Annotated in this window: 27 protein-coding genes and 1 tRNA gene; 7 read left to right on the top strand and 21 right to left on the bottom strand. The window is 59.0% G+C overall.

Annotated features, from left to right (window positions below; genetic code table 11):
* Positions 1-2: 2 nt before the first annotated feature.
* The 3 genes from D3Y57_RS12490 to ftsE are packed head-to-tail and all read right to left on the bottom strand — an operon-like array spanning position 3 to position 2151.
* Positions 3-533 carry a YdcF family protein gene (locus tag D3Y57_RS12490; RefSeq protein ID WP_121153261.1) on the bottom strand — a complete coding sequence of 177 codons (531 nt, stop codon included), beginning with the start codon at positions 531-533 and terminating at the stop codon, positions 3-5.
* The gene (locus D3Y57_RS12485; RefSeq protein WP_121153260.1) at positions 530-1420 is read right to left on the bottom strand and encodes a cell division protein FtsX; all 891 of its coding nucleotides are present in this window, start codon (positions 1418-1420) and stop codon (positions 530-532) included. Before D3Y57_RS12485 ends, D3Y57_RS12490 begins: the two co-directional genes overlap by 4 nt.
* A complete protein-coding gene (gene ftsE, locus D3Y57_RS12480) occupies positions 1420-2151 on the bottom strand; it encodes a cell division ATP-binding protein FtsE (protein WP_121153259.1) in 732 nt (243 codons plus the stop codon). Before ftsE ends, D3Y57_RS12485 begins: the two co-directional genes overlap by 1 nt.
* A gap of 197 nt (positions 2152-2348) precedes the next feature.
* Here ftsE and D3Y57_RS12475 point away from each other — a divergent pair, with 197 nt between their 5' ends.
* Positions 2349-3116 (top strand): MJ0042-type zinc finger domain-containing protein, encoded by a 768-nt coding sequence (locus D3Y57_RS12475; protein ID WP_121153258.1) that lies wholly within the window; start codon positions 2349-2351, stop codon positions 3114-3116.
* Here D3Y57_RS12475 and D3Y57_RS12470 read toward each other — a convergent pair.
* The gene (locus D3Y57_RS12470) at positions 3088-4446 is read right to left on the bottom strand and encodes an MATE family efflux transporter (RefSeq protein ID WP_121153257.1); all 1359 of its coding nucleotides are present in this window, start codon (positions 4444-4446) and stop codon (positions 3088-3090) included. The two genes, D3Y57_RS12475 and D3Y57_RS12470, sit on opposite strands and share 29 nt — an antisense overlap.
* Positions 4447-4562: 116 nt before the next feature.
* Between D3Y57_RS12470 and D3Y57_RS12465 the strand changes: the two genes are divergently transcribed.
* A tRNA-Leu gene (locus tag D3Y57_RS12465) sits at positions 4563-4648 on the top strand.
* Between the two features lie 34 nt (positions 4649-4682).
* Here D3Y57_RS12465 and D3Y57_RS12460 read toward each other — a convergent pair.
* The 5 genes from D3Y57_RS12460 to D3Y57_RS12440 form a co-directional block, all read right to left on the bottom strand.
* The gene (locus D3Y57_RS12460; RefSeq protein ID WP_121153256.1) at positions 4683-6260 is read right to left on the bottom strand and encodes a peptide chain release factor 3; all 1578 of its coding nucleotides are present in this window, start codon (positions 6258-6260) and stop codon (positions 4683-4685) included.
* A gap of 47 nt (positions 6261-6307) precedes the next feature.
* The gene (locus tag D3Y57_RS12455) at positions 6308-9022 is read right to left on the bottom strand and encodes an MSCRAMM family protein (RefSeq protein WP_121153255.1); all 2715 of its coding nucleotides are present in this window, start codon (positions 9020-9022) and stop codon (positions 6308-6310) included.
* A gap of 27 nt (positions 9023-9049) precedes the next feature.
* The gene (locus D3Y57_RS12450) at positions 9050-9907 is read right to left on the bottom strand and encodes a fimbrial biogenesis chaperone (RefSeq protein ID WP_239026051.1); all 858 of its coding nucleotides are present in this window, start codon (positions 9905-9907) and stop codon (positions 9050-9052) included.
* A 104-nt stretch (positions 9908-10011) separates the two neighbouring features.
* The gene (locus D3Y57_RS12445; protein WP_121153254.1) at positions 10012-10509 is read right to left on the bottom strand and encodes a DUF4402 domain-containing protein; all 498 of its coding nucleotides are present in this window, start codon (positions 10507-10509) and stop codon (positions 10012-10014) included.
* 154 nt (positions 10510-10663) lie between these two features.
* Positions 10664-11164 (bottom strand): DUF4402 domain-containing protein, encoded by a 501-nt coding sequence (locus D3Y57_RS12440; protein ID WP_121153253.1) that lies wholly within the window; start codon positions 11162-11164, stop codon positions 10664-10666.
* 100 nt (positions 11165-11264) lie between these two features.
* Between D3Y57_RS12440 and D3Y57_RS12435 the strand changes: the two genes are divergently transcribed.
* The 4 genes from D3Y57_RS12435 to D3Y57_RS12420 all read left to right on the top strand — a co-directional run bounded on the left by D3Y57_RS12435 (position 11265) and on the right by D3Y57_RS12420 (position 16218).
* Positions 11265-12329, top strand: a complete 1065-nt coding sequence (locus tag D3Y57_RS12435) for a type III polyketide synthase (RefSeq protein ID WP_121155863.1) — start codon at positions 11265-11267, stop codon at positions 12327-12329.
* On the top strand, positions 12329-13015 hold the full coding sequence (locus tag D3Y57_RS12430) for a methyltransferase domain-containing protein (RefSeq protein WP_205590125.1): 687 nt from the start codon (positions 12329-12331) through the stop codon (positions 13013-13015). The genes D3Y57_RS12435 and D3Y57_RS12430 overlap by 1 nt, the downstream gene beginning before the upstream one ends.
* Entirely contained in the window at positions 12994-14085 is a 1092-nt protein-coding gene (locus D3Y57_RS12425; RefSeq protein ID WP_121153251.1) for an FAD-dependent monooxygenase, read from the top strand. The genes D3Y57_RS12430 and D3Y57_RS12425 overlap by 22 nt, the downstream gene beginning before the upstream one ends.
* Positions 14086-14163: 78 nt before the next feature.
* A complete protein-coding gene (locus D3Y57_RS12420) occupies positions 14164-16218 on the top strand; it encodes a transglycosylase domain-containing protein (RefSeq protein ID WP_121153250.1) in 2055 nt (684 codons plus the stop codon).
* Here D3Y57_RS12420 and D3Y57_RS12415 read toward each other — a convergent pair.
* Genes D3Y57_RS12415 through D3Y57_RS12405 form a run of 3 tightly spaced genes read right to left on the bottom strand, consistent with a single transcriptional unit; the run spans position 16194 to position 17903 of the window.
* Entirely contained in the window at positions 16194-16937 is a 744-nt protein-coding gene (locus D3Y57_RS12415; protein WP_121153249.1) for a M48 family metallopeptidase, read from the bottom strand. The two genes, D3Y57_RS12420 and D3Y57_RS12415, sit on opposite strands and share 25 nt — an antisense overlap.
* Complete coding sequence (locus D3Y57_RS12410; RefSeq protein WP_121153248.1) at positions 16891-17337, bottom strand: YcgN family cysteine cluster protein; 447 nt, start codon at positions 17335-17337, stop codon at positions 16891-16893. The genes D3Y57_RS12415 and D3Y57_RS12410 overlap by 47 nt, the downstream gene beginning before the upstream one ends.
* Positions 17325-17903 carry an SCO family protein gene (locus D3Y57_RS12405; protein WP_121153247.1) on the bottom strand — a complete coding sequence of 193 codons (579 nt, stop codon included), beginning with the start codon at positions 17901-17903 and terminating at the stop codon, positions 17325-17327. The genes D3Y57_RS12410 and D3Y57_RS12405 overlap by 13 nt, the downstream gene beginning before the upstream one ends.
* A gap of 73 nt (positions 17904-17976) precedes the next feature.
* Here D3Y57_RS12405 and D3Y57_RS12400 point away from each other — a divergent pair, with 73 nt between their 5' ends.
* Entirely contained in the window at positions 17977-18579 is a 603-nt protein-coding gene (locus tag D3Y57_RS12400; RefSeq protein ID WP_121153246.1) for an ankyrin repeat domain-containing protein, read from the top strand.
* Here D3Y57_RS12400 and D3Y57_RS12395 read toward each other — a convergent pair.
* The 9 genes from D3Y57_RS12395 to aroE form a co-directional block, all read right to left on the bottom strand.
* Positions 18576-19064, bottom strand: coding sequence for an MmcB family DNA repair protein (locus D3Y57_RS12395; protein ID WP_121153245.1), 489 nt, complete (start codon positions 19062-19064; stop codon positions 18576-18578). The genes D3Y57_RS12400 and D3Y57_RS12395 overlap by 4 nt on opposite strands.
* 48 nt (positions 19065-19112) lie before the next feature.
* Positions 19113-19751, bottom strand: a complete 639-nt coding sequence (locus tag D3Y57_RS12390; protein WP_121153244.1) for a cell wall hydrolase — start codon at positions 19749-19751, stop codon at positions 19113-19115.
* Between the two features lie 165 nt (positions 19752-19916).
* The gene (locus D3Y57_RS12385; RefSeq protein ID WP_239026076.1) at positions 19917-20234 is read right to left on the bottom strand and encodes a DUF1491 family protein; all 318 of its coding nucleotides are present in this window, start codon (positions 20232-20234) and stop codon (positions 19917-19919) included.
* A gap of 20 nt (positions 20235-20254) precedes the next feature.
* Positions 20255-20722: a PaaI family thioesterase gene (locus D3Y57_RS12380; RefSeq protein ID WP_239026050.1), complete on the bottom strand. Its 468-nt coding sequence runs from the start codon at positions 20720-20722 to the stop codon at positions 20255-20257.
* A complete protein-coding gene (locus D3Y57_RS12375; protein WP_121155861.1) occupies positions 20712-21179 on the bottom strand; it encodes a PTS sugar transporter subunit IIA in 468 nt (155 codons plus the stop codon). The genes D3Y57_RS12380 and D3Y57_RS12375 overlap by 11 nt, the downstream gene beginning before the upstream one ends.
* A gap of 41 nt (positions 21180-21220) precedes the next feature.
* Complete coding sequence (gene hpf, locus D3Y57_RS12370; protein WP_121155859.1) at positions 21221-21808, bottom strand: ribosome hibernation-promoting factor, HPF/YfiA family; 588 nt, start codon at positions 21806-21808, stop codon at positions 21221-21223.
* A 37-nt stretch (positions 21809-21845) separates the two neighbouring features.
* Positions 21846-22589 carry a DNA polymerase III subunit epsilon gene (gene dnaQ, locus D3Y57_RS12365; protein WP_121153241.1) on the bottom strand — a complete coding sequence of 248 codons (744 nt, stop codon included), beginning with the start codon at positions 22587-22589 and terminating at the stop codon, positions 21846-21848.
* A gap of 17 nt (positions 22590-22606) precedes the next feature.
* Entirely contained in the window at positions 22607-23191 is a 585-nt protein-coding gene (gene coaE / locus D3Y57_RS12360) for a dephospho-CoA kinase (protein WP_121153240.1), read from the bottom strand.
* Complete coding sequence (gene aroE / locus D3Y57_RS12355) at positions 23188-23994, bottom strand: shikimate dehydrogenase (RefSeq protein WP_121153239.1); 807 nt, start codon at positions 23992-23994, stop codon at positions 23188-23190. Before aroE ends, coaE begins: the two co-directional genes overlap by 4 nt.
* Positions 23995-23996 lie beyond the last annotated feature (2 nt).

The raw sequence follows: 23996 nt of genomic DNA, 5'->3' as shown, positions 1-23996 counted from the left end.
ACTCATAGCCCAACCAGAACCGCGACGCGGCGAAATAGATATTTGTTATATTCCTTCAGCAAAACGGTCAGCCCCGCCTCACTGACGACGGCGTCGGGTAATATCATGATCTTGTCCCCGATGGCGTGTTCTAGTTCGAAGCGCGCGCGGCGCATATGCCAGTCCGTCGTGACGAGCCGCACGCTATGGTAATTGCGCGCGGCCAGCCACGTTGCAGTTTCCTCACCGTTGGACCGTGTATCAACAGCCTCATGCCCAAGATCGATGCTGCTCGAAAACAACGCGACGGGGACTTTTTGCGTAATGGCGAGTTCATGCGGTTTAACTGCCCTGTCGACGCCGGTTATCAGCATCCGCTTTGCCTTTCCCGCCTGAAGCAGTTCAAGTCCTCGCGGAATGCGACCCGGCGCGCCGGTCGGCACCACAATGGCATCTGTAAAGCGATCGTCGGCGGGTTGCGGGAGCGTTACGACGAACAGGGCAAAGCCCAACACCCAGACCAGTACCACCAGCGAAAGAAGGCGCCGAATCATAGCATACGCGCCAATGCACGCAGCACCGTTGCACGGGCAGTTACCACGGCCAAAGCTACGGCCCCTGCGGGTACAAGAAAGATAATCAGCCAATCGATCGAGCCAAGGCCACCCTGATCGAAAAGCGCGGCATCGACCGCGCTAAGGCGATTGGCGATAAACAGGACGATCATGGTCCCACCGATAAATCCGAGCAAGCTGCCGAACAAGGCATCAAGGCCGGCTCGCCGTTGAAACAAGCGGGCAACCTGACGATCGGTTGCGCCCATTAGATGCATGACGTCGATCGTCGCGCGGTGGGTATTAAGTGCTGCCCGCGCGGCAAGCACGACAGCGGCGGCCATTGCGGCGGCCATCAATGCGACAAGGCCCACCGACAGCCAGCGCAGCGTCGCCAGCAGCCCGGCAAGCGGACCGAGCCACTGTGCATGAGCTTCGATCTGGGCTGAAGGTGCGACGGCATTGATCGCTTGCGTCAGATCGGCGACATCGCGCGCCTCTCCCTTTGCCATGGTCACATCGATCAGGACCGGGACGGGCAAATCGCGGGATAGCCCTTCACGCCCGAGCCAGGGTTCCAGCAACGCCTGCATCTTTGCCTCGTCGACGCGCGCGAAAGTCGAAACCGCCGACAGATGCGAAAGTTCGTTGAGCGCGCGCCGCGCCTGCTGCTCACGGAAATCGGGGTTCGCTTCGATAATCTGGATGGTAATCCGCCCCGCAAGTTGCTGCCCTAGGCCCGACGCCGCGCCGCCAAGACCGAGACCCGCGGCGGCCGCAAGTACGGTCAGGAAAGTCATGATCGCAATCACCCAGGGCATAGGCCCCGCCAGTCGCCCCTCTGGCAATAAGCCACGATCTGCGACGGTTGCAGAACGCACTGCCATTACGAAGATCCCTTCATGGCGTTCGACCGGTCTTCAGGACGAGGGGGATAGCGCAGCGCTCCTGTCGGATCGGACAACCGTCCCCTGTCGAGCCGCATCATCTGCGCGGTGCCGATGCGACTGAGCAAATGAAGGTCATGCGTTGCGACAACAACCGTCGTGCCCAGACGGTTCAGTCCGTCGAAAAGATGAAGCAGGCGCTGGGCCATTTCAGGATCGACGTTACCGGTCGGCTCATCAGCGACAAGCAGATCGGGGCGACCGATGACGGCACGTGCAATCGCGACGCGTTGCTGCTCTCCGCCCGAAAGCGTGGCCGGTCGGGCGCTGGCGCGATCTTCCAGACCGACCCATGCCAGCATTTCACGCACTGGTGCCGCTATTTCACGCTCGTCCACACCCGAGACACGTAAGGGCAACGCGACGTTATCAAATGCCGAAAGGTGGGGCACCAGCTGAAAGTCCTGAAACACCACGCCGATGCGTCGCCGGAATGCTGGCAACCGGTCACGCCGTGCTGTGACAAGATCTTCGCCGAACATGCGAATTTGGCCCCGGCTGGGCCTCTGAGAAAGGTAGAGTAGTTTAAGCAGCGATGTCTTGCCGGCACCGGACGGCCCGGTCAGGAAATAGAACTGGCCGCGCATCAGGCTGAAACTCAGATCCGACAGCGTTTCTGCACCCGTGCCATAGCGAAGGCCGACATTATCGAACTGAACGATATTGGCCATGCTTCCCCGCGCTCGTCGCCCCCGCACCGCCTTTGCATGATGGACCCGGGGCGTAAAGCAGCGGTGTAGTATTTTGAAGGATCGTCGCGAAGGTCTTGCAAAGACTTAGGCTAGGAAGCTTGGGGCTTGCACCCGCACGCAGGACAGTGCTTAACCGCGTTATTGCCGTCCTGTGACAGTCGAGTATTGCACGCGCTATGATCCTGTCCTGCCCTGAATGCCAAACGCGCTATGTTGTGCCCGACAGCGCGGTCGGAGTGAATGGACGACAAGTGCGCTGCGCATCGTGTCGGCATAGCTGGTTTCAGGAGCCGGCAATCATCGACCTGCCGCCACCGCCAATTCCGGTTCAAACGCCAGTCGTTCCGCCGGTCATTGGGGTCTCGGCTCCTGAAAGCGTGCCGGACGAAGAGACTTCTGCACTGCCGCCGCCGCCAGTTCCTCCGGTCAGGCCCGAGCCCCAGGTGGCAACGCCCGTCGTTGTAGATGCCGATTACGACGCTTTCGCGCACGAGCCACCCTTTCGACCGCGGCGCAATCCCGCGAGGATGTGGACACTGGCTGCTGCGACCGCCGCATTCATTCTGATTGGCGGGATTGGGGCACTTCAGTATTTCGGTACGCCAACCTGGTTAGCGCGCCTTGGACTGCCAATTGGCACTGTTGATGTTCCGTTGTTGTTACAGGTGCCACGCAAGCCAGACCGGCGGACGCTGCCAAGCGGCAACGAGTTGTTCGCACTGACCGGTCGTATCGTAAATCCAACGGCGGAATCGCAACGCGTTCCCGACATATTGGCCGAGCTGCGCGATGCACAGGGTCGTGTCGTTTATGGCTGGACCATCACGCCCCCACGCAGAACAATAGCGCCAAAGGGCAGTATCGAATTCGATTCGGCGGAAATCGATGTGCCGAAGGGCGCAAAGGCCCTCAACCTCAGTTTTTCAGGCGAGACGCCGAAGTAACGAACATCAGGCGGGTGCCCATCAGCACGGCGGCCACAACCATGCCGCTGCCCGATGCGATGACCAATGCGCGTGGCCCGTAACCCATGTGGACCAGTACCCAGCCCAGTCCCCCGGTGACGACGAAGAACGAACACACGCTCGCCAGTCCCGCCACCACCTGATCGCCCAAAGACCGCAGGGCATAGTTGAAGACGACCTGCACGCCATCGAACAGGATGAACGGGGTCCAGATCAACAGCATTGCCGCCGCGAGACGGTGGACCGCCGGGGCGGCCGGATAAGCCGCTGTCAGTGGAACCGCCAGAATAGCCAAAATCGCGGCAGCGATAGCCGTAAGCCCCATTGCGATACCGGCAGCAATCAGCGTCCGCCGTCGTACTTTTTCAGGGGTTCCCGCGCCTACCGCGTTACCGACACGGACACCCGCGGCCGAACCCATGCCCAGCGCCAGAGCGAATGTCAGGTTGTGAAGCGTGAAGACGATCTGGAAAGCATGCGCCGCTTCGTCGCCCAATTGGGTGGAGAGCGCGATCAACCAAGCAAAACCCCCGAGTTCGAGCGCGGCGGCAATGGCGGGCACAAGACCGAATTTTGCCAGCGCCGGGAGGTTACGTGAAGCGAGTCTCCATGCGGCACGAGAATTATCGCGGACGGTACGCGAACCATCGGGATCGGCACGCAGGACGGCAATGAGCATGAAAACCGCCCCGCCCCAGATTGAAATCAGAGTCGCGAGTGCGGCACCGACTGCGCCGAGCATCGGAAAACCCAGATGCCCACCGCACAATACCCATGCGAGAATCGCGTTGACCGGCAGCATCCCAAGATTGACCACCATGACCGCACGCGGCTTGCTGATACCTTCCAGCCAATAGGAGCCTGCGGTCATGACGAGCGAGGCAGGATAGCAAAACGCCATGATGCGAACGACGTGCGACGCGACGGGCAAGAGTTCCTCGGTCACGCCGATCGCCCTGAGAAGGGGAGTGGCGAACAATGCGAGGATGACGCAGGCAGCGAGACCGCAGCCAGCGCCGAGCAACAACCCGCTGCGCAGAACTTCGCCGGTTCTGGCGCGATCGCCCGCTCCATCGGCGCGCGAAGTGTAGACGAGTACTCCCGCTTGCGCAGATAAACCCGCCACGATCGCGATATACGTTAGCGCGCGGCTTGCACCGAAGGCCGCGACCTCTGCCGTGCCGGCAGCTCCGACGATGGCGATGTCGATGATATTGAGCAGCGTCCAGTTGAGACTGGACAAGACGACGGGCCACGCCAGCCTGAGTAGAGCACGCGCTTCACGTCTGGTATTTACATGTCCGATCATCGGCAGCCCCTAGCCGAGCACGAACAAAGCGCAAACCGCCCATTGCAGCGCGCCAATCCCTTTGCTAGGGGCGCGCTCCTACCTGCTTTCGGCCTGCCCGAAAAGTACATGGCTGTGCGGTCGTGGCGGAATGGTAGACGCGCAACGTTGAGGTCGTTGTGGCCGAAAGGCCGTGGAAGTTCGAGTCTTCTCGACCGCACCAAGCCGCCCCCTTGCCGGGGCGCACTCTGTAAAACTTATTCGCGTTCTTTTGTCGCGGTAAAGCGGATGCCGGGGTTGCGTTCGACAGCGTAATTCAAATCCCAGCCGCTTTTTGCCATGAATACGGCCGCGCCATCGCGATCGGTGGCGGTCGTGCTGCGATGCGTGTCAGCAAATGCTTTCATAATGGCCGGATCGTCAGAGGCGATCCAGCGGGCCGTGTCCCATGGCGACGGTTCGAGTGCCGCATCGACACGATATTCCGCTTCTAGACGCGAAATCAGCACATCGAGCTGAAGCTGGCCGACAACGCCGACGATCCATTGCGACCCGATGTTGGGGTGAAAGACCTGAGTCACGCCCTCCTCGGCCATATCGTCGAGCGCCTTGCGAAGTTGCTTTGTCTTGGTCGGGTCTTTCAGCACGACGCGACGGAGAATTTCGGGCGCGAAGTTCGGCAGTCCGGTAATAGATACGGGTGGGCCATCGGTCAGCGTATCGCCAACCCGCAACGTACCATGATTCGGAATGCCGATGATGTCGCCGGGGAACGCATCGTCCACGACTTCGCGTTCATGAGCGAAGAACAGGATCGGGCTGTGGACGGCGATAGATTTGCCAGTGCCGACCTGATTGAGCTTCATGCCGCGACGGAACCGGCCGGAACACAGCCGCATGAAAGCAATGCGGTCGCGATGCATCGGGTTCATATTGGCCTGAACCTTGAAGATAAATCCTGTGACGTTGGGATCTTCGGGCGAAACGGGCTGCGGCGTCGCGGGCTGGACGCGTGGACCGGGTGCAAAGCGGGCGAGGGCGTCGATCAATTCGGAAATCCCGAATTCGCGCAGGGCCGATCCGAAATAAACCGGAGTAAGGTCGCCTGCACGATAGCGTTCGGCATCCCATGTCGAATAACCGCCCTGTGCCAGCTCCACTTCCTCGCGGAACAGCTTTACGCCTGCGGGGGTCAGCAACGCATCGAGTTGAGGATCGTCGGTCCCTGTGCATTGAGTGACAATCGCGTCCTCGCCACGGATAGGCTGAGTCAGGCGATTACGATCGAGGTCGTAAATCGCCTCGAAGTCCGCGCCCATGCCGATCGGCCAGCTCATCGGGCAAACGTCGAGCTGCAACTGATCGGCAACTTCATCGAGCAGTGAGAAACCATCGCGACCGTCGCGATCGACCTTGTTGATGAAAGTGATGATGGGCACGTTACGAAGACGGCAGACTTCAAAGAGCTTGAGAGTCTGCGCCTCGATACCGCGCGCCGCGTCAAGAACCATCACAGCCGAATCGACCGCCGTAAGCGTGCGATATGTGTCTTCGGAAAAGTCCTCGTGACCGGGAGTATCGAGCAGGTTGAAGGTCAGCCCCTGCGTTTCGAACGTCATAACGGACGACGTGACAGAAATACCGCGCTGTTGTTCGATCTTCATCCAGTCCGAGCGCGCGCGCCGGTTCTGGCCGCGTGCCTTTACCTCACCCGCCGTATGGATCGCGCCACCGAACAGCAGCAGCTTTTCGGTGAGCGTGGTCTTTCCCGCGTCGGGATGGGCGATGATGGCGAAGGTACGGCGATCTTGCGTGCTGGCTTGCGTGCTGGTCATGGTGGCGGCCGATTAGCGGGTTTGCGTGGGAAACGGTAGCCGCACTGTCATTTCACCGCCTGACGCGTCTCGCCCGGTTGCGCAGCGACGCCTCCAAGATGAACCGACGGGGTATGGGCATCGACTGTCGCAGCGGTGTTCAGTGCAACCGATACCTTGACGGCCTCCGCCGAAAGCCGTGCAATGCGCACCGTGTAGCGTCCATATGGGACACCTTCGAACAGGAAGAATCCGTCGAAATCGCTCCGCGTCGTGGCGGCCACGCGCCCTTCAACGGTAATGAGTTCTAGATCCATGCCTTCCATTGTCCCGCCGCCAGCGCGCACCAGAGTTCCGTCGATATCGCCGGCACTGACGAGCGGCAATTCGATAACCAGCGCCACGCCGGGACGCGGCGTGACGACCAGCCCCGGAGTCGATGGCTGAACAAGCGGATCGGGAAGCGATGAGCCGTCGACGCCGATCAACACCGGCTGAAAGGGTTCGAGGCCATCGACGATGACCTCTCCATTCGCATCGGTCACGCTCTCAACGGGGATTCGACCCGCAGAAATCTGTACGTTCTTTTCCAGCGGCTCGCCGGGATCGCGAATCCCGTTGCCGTTGATGTCACGATATACGCGCACCAGAGTCGAGCCGTGCGATGCCAGCTTGTCCGATGTAAGCCGCACGCCCCCGCTTGCCCGTGGATCGGGTCCAAGGCTGAAGGCAACGCTGAGTCCGGCGGCCAGCGAGCCATCGCTCGCCGCCTCGCCACTGGCGGACACAGCCATGCGGTCGAAGCGTCGCACATAACCGATCGCTGCGCGCGCTCTGTGCAGGTCGCGATCATATCCGATTTCCGCACGCCAGTCGTTCGGATGCAGGAGTGCGCCGCCGGCCGACCATTCGCCAACGAGCGTCGCGGACTGGAAACGCGCTTCTGGAGAAATACGGAAATGTGTTTCCCCGCGCAGCCGGAAGCGCCCGATTCGCGCGTTGGCAAGAATGCTGGCTTCGATGTCGCTGGGCGGATCAGGTCCGAAATACGTATGATCCTGTCGCCACGCCACTTCGCCGGTCATTGAGACGCGACCGAAACCGGCGGAGGAACGGGCAGTGACCTCCAGACTGTCAGGCCCGGTCGCTCGCGTCGTGTAGCGGGCGTCGATATGGATCGGCACGCTCGTGCGTCCGTTACCGAAATAGCGGTCGAGGCCAATTTCGTGGATGCCGGTAACATCGTTCAGGATGCGGTCCGAGGTGAAGCCGCCACCGGCCCAGATCGTTGTCGCTTCAACGTGAGTCTTCCCCAACTCGCCCAGCATCTGCGCTTGCAATGCAGTTCCGCCGGAAAGACTTTGCGCGCCCGATACTTCGACGAGCGCCGGGCCGATTGCGCGGCGTAACGACCCTTCGGCATAATCCTGACGGACGCCGTATTCATTTACGATACTGTGCAGTACAGTCGCGAAAGACGTTCTGGCGTCGATGCCTCTTTCAAGTCCCACGCCCGCGCGCCAGCCGAGACTGGGGAGAACGGTGGAATCCGTCGCATTGATCAGATCATGCCCGGCCTGCTCTACCCCTGCCCAATAAAACGTCTTGCGCGGCGGGATGCTGTCGATCCCAACAGGTACTGACTTAACCTCGCGCCGCACTTGTCCCTGTGGGCCGTATAGCACCACCTCAAACCGGTTTTGGCCGTATTGAAGGGGGACATCGAGGAATTCGTAACGTCCATCCGCGCGGTCGTTGGCAAAAGCGAGCAACTGGCCGTTGCGATACAATTCCGCATCCCAGCCACGGGGAAGCTCGCCGCGAAAATCAGTCTTGTCGAAATTATCGTTTCGTTCGACCGGCCGATTTGTAATGGAAGCACCACGGCCAATACTCGACTGAGCTACCAGAGCGGTGGACATGCCCTGAACATCGCCGACTGCGAAGTTTGTCGCGTGTAGCGGTCCAAGCAACCCTCCTGTCGGGTCGGTTCGATATGCCCGCAAGCGGACACTGTCCGGCAAACCTTTGCCGGACGACGAAAGCCGCGCGTCATAAGCGACGGGGCCAACTTCACCCGAAACGAAAACCTCATATTGGGTATCGAGACGATTTCCACTGAGATGATCGCGCAGCCCCCCGATGCTTGCGATGACATCGACGGAGGGGGCGCGGATACCGCCATATTGCGCGATCGAGTGCGGGAGACTTGCAAGGTCGAACACTGGCCGACTTATTGCCGTTCGGGCGCGGCGTTCGGCAGCAAGCTGGGGCGGTAATTTGCGATCCGACCTGACAAAAAGGAGCGCGTTTTTTGTGTCGGCCTCTAGTTTCACCCCCAGCCACCGGGAGAGCGCGGTCGTGGAGACACACCAGCCCTCTGGCGTATCCTGAATATCGTTCGGCGCGACTTTGCCTACGCCGTTCGTGATATGTTCGCTATCGGTGTTTCGATCGATCACCAGTGTATGGCCTTCATCAAAGGCCCAGCCCGTCGCGCGGCGCGACTGTTTATCGAGGCGAACTGGAATATCGAGCGCGACGATGACATCGGCGAAATCGACACATATTCCTGTCGGAGTCGCATAGCCGCGAACACCGTCGCCGAGTCGATACTGGTTCAACCGCATTTCGAACAGAAGCGCGTCGTCGGGGTTGGCCGTCCATGCCACGGCGGTAACGGGCGCCGAAAACGCAGCGCGGGCCGGAACGCTGTAAGCGCCCGCCCCCAATGCCGCAAACGCAGCAAGCGCCTGTCCTGTCCGCTGGAAAAACCGGTTCATCGTGCGAGCCCGCAGGCCTTCGCTATCCTAGCGCAGTACCGCGCTGGTTTCGGCAATCAAGCCACCGGCAGCTTCGCCATCTTCGAGATATTCCACCTTTACCGGGCCGGTCATCTGAGCGGCGACCGCGGGGTCCAGAATAGGGAGCGCGACGGTTCGCTGGCTGACTTCGGCATAGACCGCGATGCCGCGCGCATCATAGAGCGGTTTGGCCTGACCCGCTTTTGTTACCCTGATCCGACCGTAAGTGGACCGGTCGCCGCTGCGCGCCAATGTGAACGAAAGCGCTGGGCCTTCTTTCGTTTTCTCCATATGCACATCGGAAATCGCGGCGCTTGCCTTTAACGCGCCCTTCCTGACAATGATCGGGATCGTCACGCCATAGATCGGCGTGAGTGAGATCGACAGTCCGTCCTTCACCTGTGTCGTGGTGGTCGCAGCCTTGGCATCGGGAATCGCCCGGAACAGCATGTGCGCACGATATTCGCCGTCGGGCAGATCGGCAGCAAAACGTGCGCCAATCCGAATGGCCTGCGGCTGGTTGGGCGGCAGGACGACCCGGCGTGGCGCATAGCTGATCATTGCCAGCGTCGCTTTTTCCTTTTCGGTCACCGCTTCGGGAGAAACTTCGTCGAGTTGCCCGTTCCCCGTCATGCGCCTCAACTCAAGCGAGATGCGATAGGTGGCAGTCTCGGTGCCGATATTGTTCAGAATAAGCTCTGTCCCACGACCGCCATCGAGAATGACGCGGGTCGGAGCGACGAGCAGATCCCCAACCGCCAATGCGGGCTGGGCAAAGATTATGAGAGCAAGCGCAGTTGCGCTCCGCTGGAATGATAGCATCGGTTGGTCCCCGCTGGCCAAGGCAGCCAGTGGGATCATCATGGCGAAATCTGGTTTAGATTCCGCTAACCAAGGCGTTTGCAGGCAAAGAAAAGCCCGCCGGTTTTCGCCGACGGGCTTTGCTCGATCAGATGAATTACGACCTGTTACTGATAGTTTACGGTTACCGTAAAGCTGCCAGCGTAAACGCCCTCAACCTGGTTCGCGCCGACCGTCAAAACGCCGCCGACCTTGAACGCATCGGTAGCGGCAATACCCGTCAACGTCAGCGAGCTTACCGAAGATGACAGGGTTGCAGCCATAGCAGCGCCTGGGCCGGTAAGGCTGGCATTCGTTGTCGAGACGTTGACGACCTGAGCAGTCGTTCCGGTAACACCGAACGCTCCAACAACAGGCGTACCAGCGCAAACCAGCCCGGCACCGCAAGTAAGAGCACCAGCGCTCGTCAGTGTGACGTTGGCAGCGGCTGCACCAGAAACGATCGTGCCGAAATCAAGATCGGCGGTTTTTGTGACGGTGATTGCCTTAAGGATCTGAGCCTTGGCATTTGCCGTTGCTGTTGCTGCCTGAGCGGCGTTTGCGCTTAGCCCGAGCGCAAGCATGGCGGAGCCGGCCAGAACGGCCTTGAACGTACGAATAGTCATAACAGGTTGGTCCCCGGTTAGTTAACTGGCGTAAAGCCAGCGTGAAAGGACCCCACGTCCCGTCGCGAATTACCCTTTGCACCGGCGGGCGTTCAGATTGGATTTCGGCTTTTGGTAAACGTGCCTTTAAGGTTCGTTGCAAGTCTGGCGCACGTTACTGATAGTCGGCGGCGATAGAGATGCGGCCGCGCAGATCGCCCGATGAATGGCTTGAAACAATCAACCGACCGCCAAACGAGAACTTCAGTGATCCGCTGGCATCGAGGGCCGGGTCGGGTGAAAGATCGGTCCGCAAATCCACAACATCGGCGCCATCACCTTCGGACGCACTCAATCGAATGCTGGCAGGAAGGCTGATTCGAACGTGACGAAAAGGTTCGCCGGTCAGCACCACGGTTCCCTTCAGGGCCATGCCCCCCAGATCGATAAGGCCATTGACCGATCGCGCACCTGAATGCTCATCGACGGCAATGCTGCCGGAACCACGCCCGCTTTGCGCTGCCCGGCTGAAATCGAGCGCAGTTTCTATCTCGATCGTAAGGGCCCGTGATGGCGCGGACGCAGCCGCCGCTGTCGATGGCGCACAAAGCCGGCATTGAGCCACAGCCTGAGAGGGCCAAAGAAAGACAACGAAAACGAGCGCGCGGAGGTCCATTCCCCAAAGCTAGTCCAGCAATATCAACAGCCCGTTAACTACGTGCGATTGTAGTCATTTTGCCCGTTGCCGCGTTCCTGTCAGGATGCCAGTATCAAACGTGGTCGCACAACCAAGAATCAATGCCATCGGTACGGCGGTTCCGTCACACGATATCCATGAGGCATTTATCGGCTGGGCGCGCGCACGCCTTGATGGCAGCCGCGAATCGGCGTTGTTCGAACGGATGGCGCACCGCGCAGGCATCGTGCATCGCTGGTCGGTTCTGCCGAAAGCGTCCGAGGGTGGGTCGCCGGTCGATGATGGCGGATTTTACGAGAACGGACTGATGCCACCGACATCGCAGCGGATGGCGTTTTATGCAGAAGCCGCGCCGGCACTGGCGATCCGCGCCATCGAACAACTTCCGGATGTGGGCAGCATCACGCATCTGGTGGTTGCGAGTTGTACGGGATTTGTAGCACCGGGGATCGATCAGATCATCGCAGCACAGATCGGCCTTTCCCCGTCGGTAGAGAGGACGTTGATCGGATTCATGGGATGTTATGCCGCGGTCACAGCCCTGAAGACCGCGCGCCACATCGTCCGGTCGGAACCCGATGCACGCGTGCTGGTCGTCACCGTCGAACTGTCGACGCTCCACCTGCAGGCGGATCTGACTATCGAGCCACTTTTGGCGATGCTGCAATTTGGAGACGGTGCCGCAGCGGCAATCGTTTCAGCAAAGGACAGCGGATTGCTGCTGGGTGATCCATTCGCGGCAACGATAAAGGATTCCAGCGGTTTGATTAGCTGGGCAATCGGAGACACCGGCTTTGTCATGCAATTGTCGGGAGCAGTACCCGCACGCCTTGGCGAAGCATTGGCCGACCCGGACACGCGCCGCGCTCTGACAGGGGGCGTGGATGCCAAAACGATCGATGGATGGGCCGTCCATGCTGGTGGCCGGTCGATTCTGGATGCAGTGCAGTCCGCACTCGATCTTTCGCCAAATGCGCTGGATGCATCGCGTCAGGTTCTGGAGGATTTCGGCAACATGTCGTCTTCGACGCTGATGTTCGTATTGGGCAAGATGATGGAGCGCCGTCCCGTCGCGGGCGTGGCGCTGGCTTTTGGACCGGGACTTGCTGCCGAAGGATTACGGTTTGGCTGGACTGAAACCTGATGTTGAAACAGCGCGCCATTGCCGAGGAGATGATGGACGCGCCCGACCTTGCGCCTGACACCTATACCACTGTGCTTCACGATCTCGCGGCGGTCAACACACTGACGATGGCGCGGCGACCAACTCTGGAATTTCTGGGCCGAGCCCTGAAATCGCGCACGTCGTTTCGACTGCTCGATGTGGGTTTTGGAGAGGGCGATATGCTGAGGACCATCTCCAAATGGGCGTCGGCAAAGGGTATCGCTGCCGATCTCGTGGGGATCGACCTCAACCCCAACAGCGTCGCTGCTGGCAGAGCAGCTACCCCGCCCGGTCTGTCAATTGACTATCGGGCCGGAGACTATGCGGGACTCGCTGGTGAGAAGTTCGACTTTATCGTCTCAAGCCTCGTTGCCCATCATATGTCGCACGATCAGCTCATAAATTTCCTGCGTTTCATGGACCGCGAATCTCGCATCGGATGGTTTATCAACGACCTTCACCGGCACGGATTTGCATGGATGGGTTTTCCGGTGCTGGCGACGTTGATGCGCTGGCATCCGATCGTGCGCCATGACGGGCAACTTTCGATCGCGAGAAGTTATCGTCCGGATGAATGGCCTGCGATATTTCGTGAAGCCAACGTTGCCAATGCCCGAGTCCGGTGTGTCTTTCCGTTTCGCCTGTGCGTCGAAGCCATCCGCTGATTCTCGGCGGCGGCCCTGCGGGGTCGGCGACCGCGATCACGCTGGGCCGCAACGGTACCCAGCCGCTAATCATCGAACGCCAGCGCCTGATTGGCAACGCGCTATGCGGTGGGTTCCTAAGCTGGCGCACATTGCAGCAGCTTGATCGATTGGGAATCAACACGGAGGAGCTTGGAGGCCATGCAATAGATCATGTTCGCGTCTTTGCGGGAAAACTGATGGCGAGTGCTCAGTTACCTGCGGCGGCGATTGGACTCTCGCGTCACAGGCTCGACACGATCATGCTCGACCATGCATTGGCTGCGGGAGCGACATTGGAAATTGCGACCGTTCGAAACGTCGAAGGGGCGTCAGTCGTCACTGATTGCGGAAACATTGAATCGGACGATATTTTTCTGGCAACCGGCAAATACGATGTGCGTGGCGAGGCAAGGCCCAAATCCGGCGGGAACGATCCCACCCTCGGCCTTCGTGTTCGCATCGCTCCCAATTCGGGCCTCACCGCATTAATCGGCAGCAGCATCGAATTACACATGTTCGATCGAGGCTATGCTGGTTTGCTGTTGCAAGAGGACGGCAGTGCAAATCTGTGCATGGCCGTCCGGAAGTCGCGGCTTGCGGAAGCGGGGGGCAAACCCGGCGCTCTGCTTACCGAACTGGCCGCCGCGAACCCAGCGCTTGCGGATCGACTGGCATGGTGGGGCGCGGGCCCAGAACCTGATGCCATCGCATCGGTTCCATATGGCTGGCGGGCGCTCGACACCCGGTCCGGTCTCTTTCGCATTGGCGATCAGGCCGCAGTTATCCCGTCGCTTGCGGGGGAAGGCATGGGGATTGCCATCGCGAGCGGTATAGCGGCCGCAAAGGCGTGGAATATGGGCGGCGGAGCAGCGGCTCCACAATATCAACGGTCATTCGCCGCTCGCACAAAACGGCCAGTCGCTGTCGCACGGTTCCTTTGGGAACGGGGAGAGCAGCCGTGGTCAGCGGGATTTGCTGTCAGAACTCTCCAGTTTGCGCCGAGTCTCGCCAACTTGTTCGCGCAGGCAACCCGAATCGGAGACCAATGACATCGTGTACTGACCGTTGCCTTTTGATACCGCCGCACCTTGTGACTGGCAGGGTTAACGGCTAACTCCCGACGTTCGATGGCGTCGCGCAACAATCCCTCCATCCCAAAGCGCTTCGGCTGGCTGGGTCGTATTTTCCGTATCGGGCTGTTTGCCGCGATCCTCGGCCTGATCGCGCTGATCGTTGCGGTTGCGATCGCCTATTCCTCGCTGCCGTCTTATTCCGAACTGAAATCTTCACCCAACGGACAGATGATCCGGGTTCATGCGATCGACGGCACCGTATTGGTTTCGATCGGCCCGAGTTACGGCCAGTGGCTCAGTATCGACCAGATTCCCGACACGATGAAAACAGCGATGGTCGCCGTTGAGGATCGCCGATTCCGGTCTCATCCCGGCGTCGACCCCATCGGCATCGTGCGATCCATACAGGTGCGCCTGACGAGCGGCACATGGCGACAGGGTGGGTCGACCATCACTCAACAGCTCGCCCGCAACGTGTTCCTGACCAACAACAAAACATGGACTCGCAAGATTCGCGAGATCGTTCTGGCGCTCGCTATCGAGCGTAAGTTCTCCAAAGATCAGGTGCTCGAACTCTACCTCAACAAGGTCTATTTTGGTGGCGGCGCTTATGGCGTCGATGCGGCTTCACGAAAATTCTTCGGACACCCGGCCAATGCGCTGTCGCTTGGTGAGGCTTCGATTATCGCCGGTCTGGTCAAGGCACCATCCAACTATTCGCCAAGCGCGGATGCCAGCGCTGCCGTTGGGCGGGCGCAGGTCGTGCTGGGCATCATGCGCGATCATGGTGACATAACCGCAAAACAGGCAGAAGATGCCGCACCGGAATCGGTGGCACTTGCTCCCGAACCGAAGCAAAATAGCGTGCGCTACTTCACCGACTGGGCGCTGCCGCAGCTCGATACGATGATCGACGAAAGCAGTGAGCCGATCGAGGTCTGGACGACGCTGGACCTTAATATGCAGCGCCAGGCCGATGATTCCATCCGCGCCAATACACCACAGGGTGCGCAGGGTGCACTGGTCGCACTCGATCGCGATGGAGCGGTGCGCGCGATGGTCGGAGGCAAGGATTATGTGGCCTCGATCTACAATCGCGCAACGCAGGCCGTCCGCCAGCCAGGATCGGCGTTCAAGCTATTCGTCTATCTCGCAGCATTGGAAGCGGGGCATACCCCTGCGGACATGATGGTCGATGAGCCAGTCGATATTCAGGGATGGAAACCGCGAAATTCGTCACGCAAATTCTCTGGTGAGATTAACTTGAGAACCGCCTTTGCCTATTCAGTGAACACGATTGCGGCAAAGCTCGGGGCTGAGGTCGGGACTTCGGCAATTGCCGATATGGCGCGGCGTTTCGGAATTTCGACGCCGATCAACACGCATCCATCAATGGTCCTCGGTACTTCGGACGTGCGTCTGATCGACATGACCCGCGCATTCGCATCCGTGTCAGGTAATGGTGTTGCGGTCGCACCCTATGGCATCCTGAAAGTCACGACAGGCGCAGGAAAGCTTTTGTACGAACATCAAAGCGATACCAGTCATGTGCTGGTTTCGCCGCAGGTTGCCGCAGAAATGATCGACCTGCTGCAAACGGCGGTGAACACTGGGACCGCGCGCGCCGCCCAGATCGGTCGGCCCGTTGCGGGGAAGACCGGTACGACGAGTTCGAACAAGGATGGCTGGTTTCTCGGATTTTCCAGCGGTCTGACCACGGGTGTCTGGATGGGCAAGGATAATGCGGACTCAATCCCGGGGCTTCAGGGCGGTCGCGCTCCGGCTCAGGCTTTTGCACAGTTCATGAAAGTCGCCGTGACAAAGCGCCCGATCGAACAGTTCCAGACACAGGTGACTTTGCCGGAATGGCAGTTGGAACCCGATGAACAGGCTTATTTCGGGAATGTCGATGAAGGGCAATTCGTCGATGAGAACGGCGCGCCGATCGATCGTGGAGCCGATAGCCAATCGCCGGACTCTGATCGCCAGCCCGATGTTCAGGCTCCTGCCGAGCTAAATCAGAAATGGATCGATGGCGTATTGTCCCGCAATCAGGATCATCGGAATCCCGATGACGAACAGGATCAGCCGTCCCGCCCGAACCAGTGAAGCGCCGCGCCGTGGCTGCGAAGCCAATGGCGCGCGGGTTTTGGATCGGCACCGTGCATTTCAGCAACCAGCGCATGAAACGCCGATCCATGATTCATGTGAACGCGGTGTGCGACCTCATGCGCGACTGTGGCACGGCGTACCTCGGCGGGGGCAAGGATCAGCCGCCAGCTATATCGAATATCACCGGATGAGGCACAGCTTCCCCAGCGGGACTTAGGATCGCCCACAGCGACTTTCCTGATCGCAATGCCATGCCGCGTAGCAAGCTCTCGCGTTTCCTGTTCCAGAACCACCAGTGCCTCACGTCGCAAATACCGTAACAGGCGGGGTGCCAGACTTTCTTCCGGGCCGCCTGTTTTCAGCAACCCCGCTGATCGATGGAATGTGCGTGACGTTGCCGGCGTCCAGAAAAGCTGAACCGATTCACCACCCAAAGAAAAAGACATTCCCGGTGAGATCGGCTGCGGACACGGCAGACGCGACAATTCCTCTTCGATCCAGTCACGCTTGCCCGCGGCCCATGCCAGTGCCGGGCGAAGTGCCGCACGCGATGGCAGGCTAAGCAATACGCTGGCATCGCGCGGGTCGATCGTCAGGCGCATGGACCGCGCCCGTGGCCGACGGACGATCTTCAGCGGTCGCTCGCGCCCGCCGCCGGTAAAGATCAGCTCAGAGGTCGTCACGGTCGACGATGTGATATTCCAGATCGCCGGCATCGCGTTCGGATATGGTCCAGCCGCGCACCGACATCCCGGCGATATGCACACTTTCCCGGTCACCGGTGTTCAGATAATGCCAGCCAGGCAATTGCTTGCCCTCACCGCGCAATTTGTAGGCGCAGGTCGGCGGCAACCAGTCGAGTTCAGACAGCTTTGCCGGTGTCAGCCGGATACAGTCCGGCACAAAGGCGTGACGGTTGCGATAGTCCGAACACTGTGCGCTGTGCCGATTAAGCAGTTTGCAGGCCACGTTTGTCGGAAACATCTCTCCGGTTTCTTCGTCTTCCAGTTTGTGGATGCAGCACTTCCCGCAACCATCGCACAAAGCTTCCCACTGGGCGCGATCGAGTTGATCCAGCGGAGTCGTTTCCCAGAAACGTGCCTTTACTTGACCCATTTGCTCAACTCGTCGGCAATTGCCTTGGGCGTTCCGTCCGAGGGCAACAGGGCCAGCGGCTTCCCGTCCGGATCCATCAAATAAGCCGCATTGGTATGATCAACGAAATAGACACCGGGCGCAGTCGGTTTCTGGACAGAAACGGCCACACCATATGCTTTTGTCACTGCCGCTATCGCTTCTGGAGTGCCCGTCAGTCCGATCAGACGAGGATCGAAATTTGCCGTGAAAGACTTCAGCGTGTCGGGCGTGTCGCGTGCCGGGTCCACCGTAATGAACATGCTCTGGATTTTATTAGCGCGTGCAGGGTCGGTTTTTCCCAGAAGCTGCCAACCGTGCATCAGGTTTGCGACATCGGTCGGACAAACGTCCGGGCAAAAAGTATATCCAAAATATACGATGCGATAACGACCTGCGAAATCGCGATCGCTGACCTTTTTGCCATTTTCGTCGGTCAGGGTGAATGGCCCTCCGATCCTCGCTCCGGCCAACGGCGGTGTTGGGGCAACTGCCGGGCTACACGCAGCAAGGAGAGTGCAGGAAAACAAAATGGCGAGCTTGTTCATGATGAGGCTAGCCTTGCGGTTTTAGTACGTCTTGCGCAAGACGGGTGTGCGACAGTTTACAGGGTGATCGGTGATGAAAATGCGTTTTCGAGTGCTAAGCGCGATTTTGGCTGCCGCCCTGTTGACGCCCGCGATTTCGCAAGCCCAGTTCAGCGGCAGTTTCAATTTTCTGAAAGCGGTCAAGGATCGCGATGGCACCAAGGTCACCGACATCATTACAAAGCCCGGTTCCGGCCCGGTAATCATCGATACGCGTGACCCGGCAACCGGGGAAGCCGCGCTCCATATCGTGACCAAAGGGCGCGACATCGTCTGGCTGAATTTCCTGCTGGCAAAGGGGGCAAACCCGAACATTCGCGACGGACAGGGAAATACGCCGCTGCAACTCGCAGCCTCCATTGGTTGGAGCGAAGGAATATCATTGTTGCTCGATCGGGGTGCAACGGTCGATCAGGCGAACAATGGTGGCGAGACACCCCTTATTCGCGCAGTTCAAAACCGCGATATGACTACGGTACGGCTGCTTTTGGCGGCTGGAGCAAACCCCAACAAGCATGACACGGGTGCCGGAATGTCAGCGCGCGATTATGCCGTACGCGATCCGCGCGCGTCGCTGATCCTGAAAGCACTCGATGAAGCCCACCCGCGCGCCAAGGCCGCAATCGGGCCGAACTAGGTTGCTACGATAACGCCGTCATCCAGATCCCCGAGCAGGCGGCGGGCAGCACGACGGGCAAAACGCAGCGTTTCTGCGCGGCGACGCGAAGGTGCCAGAGGAAAAGAAACGGCTTCGCGAACGATCGCGGCATCGTAACGGTCGGCAATGATAAGGCCCGCGCGATCCGGAAGCATTTCCGGTCTATCCAGCAAGCCGCTCAGCGAAATCGGTACTGCCCAAAAGAATCGATCGCAGTAATCGAGATACTCGATCCATTTGGCATCACCGAGCAAATCGGCGCGCGATGTCTTAACCTCAACGATCGTCACAAACCCCTTGGGACACAGGCCCATCAGATCTGCCCGACGTCCGTTCCCAAGCGATACTTCGGTGACTGTCAGGCAGTCGTGACGCAACAACAGTCGTGCAGTGCCGCGCACGACATCGGCAGTCGAGGTAAGCACGTCCAAAGCCGGTTGGATTTCGAAATCAGCCGATTGCATCCAACCAGATTAGAACGAGAGGGGAACGGAGGGAAGACCGATCGGTATTCACCGATAGAAAAGGTGATTTCCGACCGATGCTACCTGGCGCTTGCCCCAGCGCGGCGAAACGCGCTTGGCGTGGAAGTAGAGCGCATCCGGGGCGGGACTGGCGAACAGGCCCTTCATTGCGACCTGAGCGACGCCGACAGCCTTGCGCCACATCGGCTTGCTCCGCACGGTAGGAAACCCACCGTCGCGCACGAAAGAAAACTGGCTCGGCTGTTTTACAACGCCGCAAATCGTGGGTGCGAACCGGCCCGACTTCGAACGATTCATAACAACTTTTGCAACTGCAAGCTGACCGGCCAGCGGCTCGCCCTTAGATTCGAAATAGACTGCATTTGCCAAGCAGTTAAGTTCGCCACCCGCCGCAGCGTCGTCGTCCGAATAGCGATCGACAAGCGTGGAGAGCGATGCGGCTGGAACGTCGATCGTGGGGAGCGTCGAGGGAGCGATTTCGCTGCCATCATCAATCACAACATCTGTCTGCGATACGACGGTTGGAACGATTGGAAAGCGCGCCGTCTCTGACGACTGCGGGTAGAACATGGCACCTGAAGCGGTGCCCGCTGGAATGCCGCCCATCGCAGCAACCGCGCAAAATGCAATCACCGCAAAATTAGCGGCACGGGTAATAACTGACATTCAATCTTCAAAACGGGCGGCTGGATGATCGTACGCAGGGCAAAACAAACAACGGGCCCTGATCATCCTTCCGACTACGGTCCGCACGAGTCCCAAAAAACACGGGAACGAGAGCGCGGTGTCGCACTGGAAAGATCGCCCCTGTCATTGTGCAGCGCAATAGAGTCAATCAATCGCGATCGTTTCAGCGGCGAACCGTTCGGCATTCGCGATGTCCAGTTCGATTAACCACATATCGCTGTCTCTCGTCCTGCGGCGGCTTAAATACGCATCAACCTCAGTTAACGAGTCGGTGGCGGTTGGTCCGACGGACTGCCAGCAATATCGACCTTCCATGTTTAGAATGCGTTCCTGGATTGACGTGAAAACGCCACGCTCAGTGCAAAACAACAGGATCGCGCCAGCGTCCGGGTCGCCTTTTGAAAGCACAACCGCGTTGCCGCCAGCCTGCGCCACCAGTCGAATCAAACTGCTCACCAGCATTGCGCTCGTGAGCCGAGCCGTCACGGTCGCGCGTATCCCGGCAGAGTCGAGAGAGGGATGCTCGATCGCATGAACGTGCCAGTACCTCGCGCCGCTTCCTCGCCATCGGCATCGATGAGCCGCGCGTCTGCGACGAACACACGTCGTTGCCCGCTGATCCAGCGGCCTTCGGCAGTAACGACGCCTGCTTTAAGTGGTTTTGTGAAAAGCAGGTTGAAAGCGGTTGTCAGGATAAACCGATCAGTGACGAGACTGTTCACCGCGTAGAACGCAGCATCGTCGAGCATCTTGAAATAAGCCGTTCCGTGGACCGCGCCGGCAGCGTGATAATGTTCGGGGCCGACAGCGAAACTTATCCGCGCAAATCCATCTTCGACAATATGGAGGGTCGACGGGAATAATTTATTGATCGGCGCAGATCGATAGAGCGACTCCAGTGCACGATGATGTGCTCCAGCCCCGCTTTGCGATTGCTCGTCAGGCTGCATCGCGCGTTTCGCCAGCCGCGAACAATGCGAACAGGGCATCATTGCTCGCCGAACCGCGCAGCTTTGCAACCAATGTCCTGTCCCGCAGGGCCCGACTGACCTGAGCAAGTGCCTTCAGATGATCGGCACCCGCGTCGACCGGGGAAAGCAGCATGAAAACCAGATCGACAGGTAAATCGTCGATGGCCGAAAAGTCGATGGGCTCGGCAAGTTGTGCGACAACCCCCACGACATGATCGAGACCTTCGATCTTGCCGTGCGGGATTGCAATACCGCCGCCAAATCCTGTCGAGCCCAGTCGCTCGCGTTCAGTCAATCGTTCGACGACAAGCGCCGCATCGACGCCGTGGGCAGTTTCGGCAAGCGTCGCCAACAGCTGAAACAGAGCCTTTTTGGTCGGGACGGCCAGCGCTGCAACCACAGCGCTGGGACGAAGGAAATCAATCAAGTCGTTCATATTTGGTCCGAATTGGGTATCGGCCGATTCGACTGGGGAGATCACGCCGCGCGCTGCGGCTCTACCCATCCGATCGTGCCATCGCCGCGCCGATAGACCATATTGAACGATCCCGTCCCACTATTTTTGAAAAGCAGAGCATTGGTGTTGCGCAGATCGAGCATCATTACCGCGTCAGATACGCTCGCATCGGGCACATCGACGCGGGTTTCGGCAACGATTGCGGGGTGGTCGCTGACTTCGGATTCCTCATCGGCGCCTTCGAAGACGGTGTAGCCCGCCTGATAACCAGCTTCTGCCGGTTCGGCGGTTTCAACGGGCGCACCACCCTTATGATCCTTCAATCGCCGCATATAACGGCGCAACTGGCGCTCGATCTTTTCGGCGGCTTCATCGAAGGCAGGATGGGCTTCCATCGCGTTACCCGACCCTTTCAGGATCAGGCCCTGCATGACGTGGGCGACGATATCGCAGGAAAAACCATTGTCGCGTGGTCCACGTCCGAACGTAACGTGCGACGCGATCGCTCGCGCGAAATATTTCTGCGCGATACCCTGAAGTCGCTCTTCGACATGGGCGCGGAGCGCATCGCCGGTGTTGACCTGATGGCCAGATACGCGAATTTCCATTGGGTTCGACTCCTTGAACAAAGGGAACGGCATGAGACTATGCCGTGTCGGCTCTCGCATCAACGCGTGAGACTGTCGGTTCGTGCCACCCATCGCCCTGCGCCCAGAGCGGTTCCTTCAGGCGAGCAACAAAAAGGCGGTGACGGATGCGTTCTTCGGTTGAAATTTCATGGCCGCGCGGTCGGCGCCCGTTCAGCGCAGCCGGGACGGCCTGCTGTATTGGCGCTGGTGCCATTGGTTTTGCATCCAGACCGATTTCCAGTCCGATCTGACGCCCGCCCGTCAGTTCGACATAAATCTGTGCCAGCAATTGGGCATCAAGCAATGCGCCATGTTTCAGGCGCTGGCTGCGATCCACGCCATAACGGTTACAGAGTGCATCGAGACTGTGTTTGGCACCCGGATGCCGGGTTTTCGACATCGCCAGCGTATCGATAATCCGAGACAGCGGAATATGCATCCGCCCACATTCGCCAAGCTCGTGATTGAGAAATCCCCAATCGAACATCGCATTGTGAGCGATGAGCGGGCTGTCGTCCAAAAAGTCGAGCAGATCTTCAACGGTTTCGTGAAACTCTGGCTTGTCCGACAAAAAAGCATCACTGAGACCGTGAATCTGTTCGGCAATGCTCGGCATCGCCATGCCAGGGTTGAAATAGGCATGATAGGTTCGGCCGGTTTCAACGCGATTGATCAGTTCGACGCAGCCAATCTCAACAACGCGATCACCCTGTCGATGATCAAGCCCCGTAGTTTCGGTATCAAAAACAATTTCGCGCATCGGTTATCTTATCGCGCTTATCGAGAAGCCAGACAAGCAATGACTTCTGCAACGCGCTGTCGGGTAACATCAAGCGGGGTTCCGGTATCGATGACATAATCCGCCCGCTCACGCTTCTCCGCATCGGGTGTTTGGCGAGCGAGAATCTGTTCGAACTTTTCAACCGTCATGCCAGGGCGAGCCAGCACACGGGCTCGCTGTACCTCAATCGACGCAGAAACGACGATGACAACATCGACCGCTTTATTGCCACCTTTCTCAAACAATAACGGGATATCAAAAATGACGACCGTTGAACTTTGGTTTGCGGCCAGAAAGACTGCGCGTTCCTCCGCAACTGCTGGATGCACGATCTTTTCCAAGCGCCGGAGCGCATCATCGTCACCGAAAACTTCGCTGCCCAGTTTTACCCGATCAACCCCGGCGGCATTTGTAGTCCCAGGAAACGCAGATTCAATTTCAGGCAGCAGCAGACCGTTCGGGCCCTGCAAGATATGAACAGTCTCATCGGCATCGAACACCGGCACGCCGCTCGCGCGAAACATGGCTGCTACAGTCGATTTTCCCATCCCGATCGAACCTGTGAGACCGACGATCATCATGCGACGAGTATCTTTCTCAGTTCATCGTCGAACTGACGGGGCGGGGCAGCGCCGAAGAACAGCTCGAATGCAAAGGCTGCCTGTCCGATCAGCATTTCAAGGCCGTCGACCGTATCCAGACCGCGCTGTTCCGCCGCCGCAAGCAAGGGCGTCAGCAACGGCGCATAGACAAGATCATAGACGAGAGCGTCTTCGGGGAGCGGGGACAGGTCGATCGATAATGGCGCCTGACCAGTCATTCCAAGCGACGTTGCGTTAACCAGCAGACTGACCGGCGGAAGAGGAGCATCCAGTTTGTGGATCGATCCCTTCAGCCCAAAGCGCGCTAAAAGCCCTGCGCCCTTTAACGGATTTCGCGCCAGTAGCGAAACGTTGCCCACATCGCAACGAGAGAGCGCGAACAACACGGCATGGGCCGCACCCCCGCTTCCTATGACGGCAACGCTCGCTCCTTCGAGTTTCAAATCTGCGATTGGGGCATAGAACCCGGCGGCATCGGTGTTGGTACCGATGAAATTACCCGCTTCGACACGGGCAATCGTATTCATAGCGCCTATCGATTGTCGCACGTCGCCCGGATCAGCCACATGATCCATCACCGCAATCTTATGGGGAATCGTCACATTGCATCCACGCCACTTCGGATCGGCTGTACGACGCGCAATAAACTGTTCCAGATCGTCAGGTGGCACCAGAGTGGCCCGATAATCCCCCTCCAGTCCCAGCTTTGCCAACCAGAATTTGTGGATCAACGGTGACTTCGAATGCGAAATCGGATCACCGATGACCTCGGCATATATCATTG

This window comes from Sphingomonas paeninsulae (assembly GCF_003660165.1).
Classification (GTDB): Bacteria; Pseudomonadota; Alphaproteobacteria; order Sphingomonadales; family Sphingomonadaceae; genus Sphingomonas_O; species Sphingomonas_O paeninsulae.
Note: the sequence above shows the minus strand (reverse complement) of the source record. Positions and strands in the feature narration are given on the sequence as shown.

Excerpts from the sequence above, each read along its gene's own strand:
- D3Y57_RS12490 (WP_121153261.1), bottom strand. The coding sequence starts at position 533 with ATGATTCGGCGCCTTCTTTCGCTGGTGGTACTGGTCTGGGTGTTGGGC.
- D3Y57_RS12485 (WP_121153260.1), bottom strand. The coding sequence starts at position 1,420 with ATGGCAGTGCGTTCTGCAACCGTCGCAGATCGTGGCTTATTGCCAGAG.
- ftsE (WP_121153259.1), bottom strand. The coding sequence starts at position 2,151 with ATGGCCAATATCGTTCAGTTCGATAATGTCGGCCTTCGCTATGGCACG.
- D3Y57_RS12475 (WP_121153258.1), top strand. The coding sequence starts at position 2,349 with ATGATCCTGTCCTGCCCTGAATGCCAAACGCGCTATGTTGTGCCCGAC.
- D3Y57_RS12470 (WP_121153257.1), bottom strand. The coding sequence starts at position 4,446 with ATGATCGGACATGTAAATACCAGACGTGAAGCGCGTGCTCTACTCAGG.
- D3Y57_RS12460 (WP_121153256.1), bottom strand. The coding sequence starts at position 6,260 with ATGACCAGCACGCAAGCCAGCACGCAAGATCGCCGTACCTTCGCCATC.
- D3Y57_RS12455 (WP_121153255.1), bottom strand. The coding sequence starts at position 9,022 with ATGAACCGGTTTTTCCAGCGGACAGGACAGGCGCTTGCTGCGTTTGCG.
- D3Y57_RS12450 (WP_239026051.1), bottom strand. The coding sequence starts at position 9,907 with ATGATGATCCCACTGGCTGCCTTGGCCAGCGGGGACCAACCGATGCTA.
- D3Y57_RS12445 (WP_121153254.1), bottom strand. The coding sequence starts at position 10,509 with ATGACTATTCGTACGTTCAAGGCCGTTCTGGCCGGCTCCGCCATGCTT.
- D3Y57_RS12440 (WP_121153253.1), bottom strand. The coding sequence starts at position 11,164 with ATGGACCTCCGCGCGCTCGTTTTCGTTGTCTTTCTTTGGCCCTCTCAG.
- D3Y57_RS12430 (WP_205590125.1), top strand. The coding sequence starts at position 12,329 with ATGTTGAAACAGCGCGCCATTGCCGAGGAGATGATGGACGCGCCCGAC.
- D3Y57_RS12420 (WP_121153250.1), top strand. The coding sequence starts at position 14,164 with ATGGCGTCGCGCAACAATCCCTCCATCCCAAAGCGCTTCGGCTGGCTG.
- D3Y57_RS12415 (WP_121153249.1), bottom strand. The coding sequence starts at position 16,937 with ATGCCGGCGATCTGGAATATCACATCGTCGACCGTGACGACCTCTGAG.
- D3Y57_RS12410 (WP_121153248.1), bottom strand. The coding sequence starts at position 17,337 with ATGGGTCAAGTAAAGGCACGTTTCTGGGAAACGACTCCGCTGGATCAA.
- D3Y57_RS12405 (WP_121153247.1), bottom strand. The coding sequence starts at position 17,903 with ATGAACAAGCTCGCCATTTTGTTTTCCTGCACTCTCCTTGCTGCGTGT.
- D3Y57_RS12400 (WP_121153246.1), top strand. The coding sequence starts at position 17,977 with ATGAAAATGCGTTTTCGAGTGCTAAGCGCGATTTTGGCTGCCGCCCTG.
- D3Y57_RS12395 (WP_121153245.1), bottom strand. The coding sequence starts at position 19,064 with ATGCAATCGGCTGATTTCGAAATCCAACCGGCTTTGGACGTGCTTACC.
- D3Y57_RS12390 (WP_121153244.1), bottom strand. The coding sequence starts at position 19,751 with ATGTCAGTTATTACCCGTGCCGCTAATTTTGCGGTGATTGCATTTTGC.
- D3Y57_RS12385 (WP_239026076.1), bottom strand. The coding sequence starts at position 20,234 with ATGCTGGTGAGCAGTTTGATTCGACTGGTGGCGCAGGCTGGCGGCAAC.
- D3Y57_RS12380 (WP_239026050.1), bottom strand. The coding sequence starts at position 20,722 with ATGCAGCCTGACGAGCAATCGCAAAGCGGGGCTGGAGCACATCATCGT.
- D3Y57_RS12375 (WP_121155861.1), bottom strand. The coding sequence starts at position 21,179 with ATGAACGACTTGATTGATTTCCTTCGTCCCAGCGCTGTGGTTGCAGCG.
- hpf (WP_121155859.1), bottom strand. The coding sequence starts at position 21,808 with ATGGAAATTCGCGTATCTGGCCATCAGGTCAACACCGGCGATGCGCTC.
- dnaQ (WP_121153241.1), bottom strand. The coding sequence starts at position 22,589 with ATGCGCGAAATTGTTTTTGATACCGAAACTACGGGGCTTGATCATCGA.
- coaE (WP_121153240.1), bottom strand. The coding sequence starts at position 23,191 with ATGATGATCGTCGGTCTCACAGGTTCGATCGGGATGGGAAAATCGACT.
- aroE (WP_121153239.1), bottom strand. The coding sequence starts at position 23,994 with ATGATATATGCCGAGGTCATCGGTGATCCGATTTCGCATTCGAAGTCA.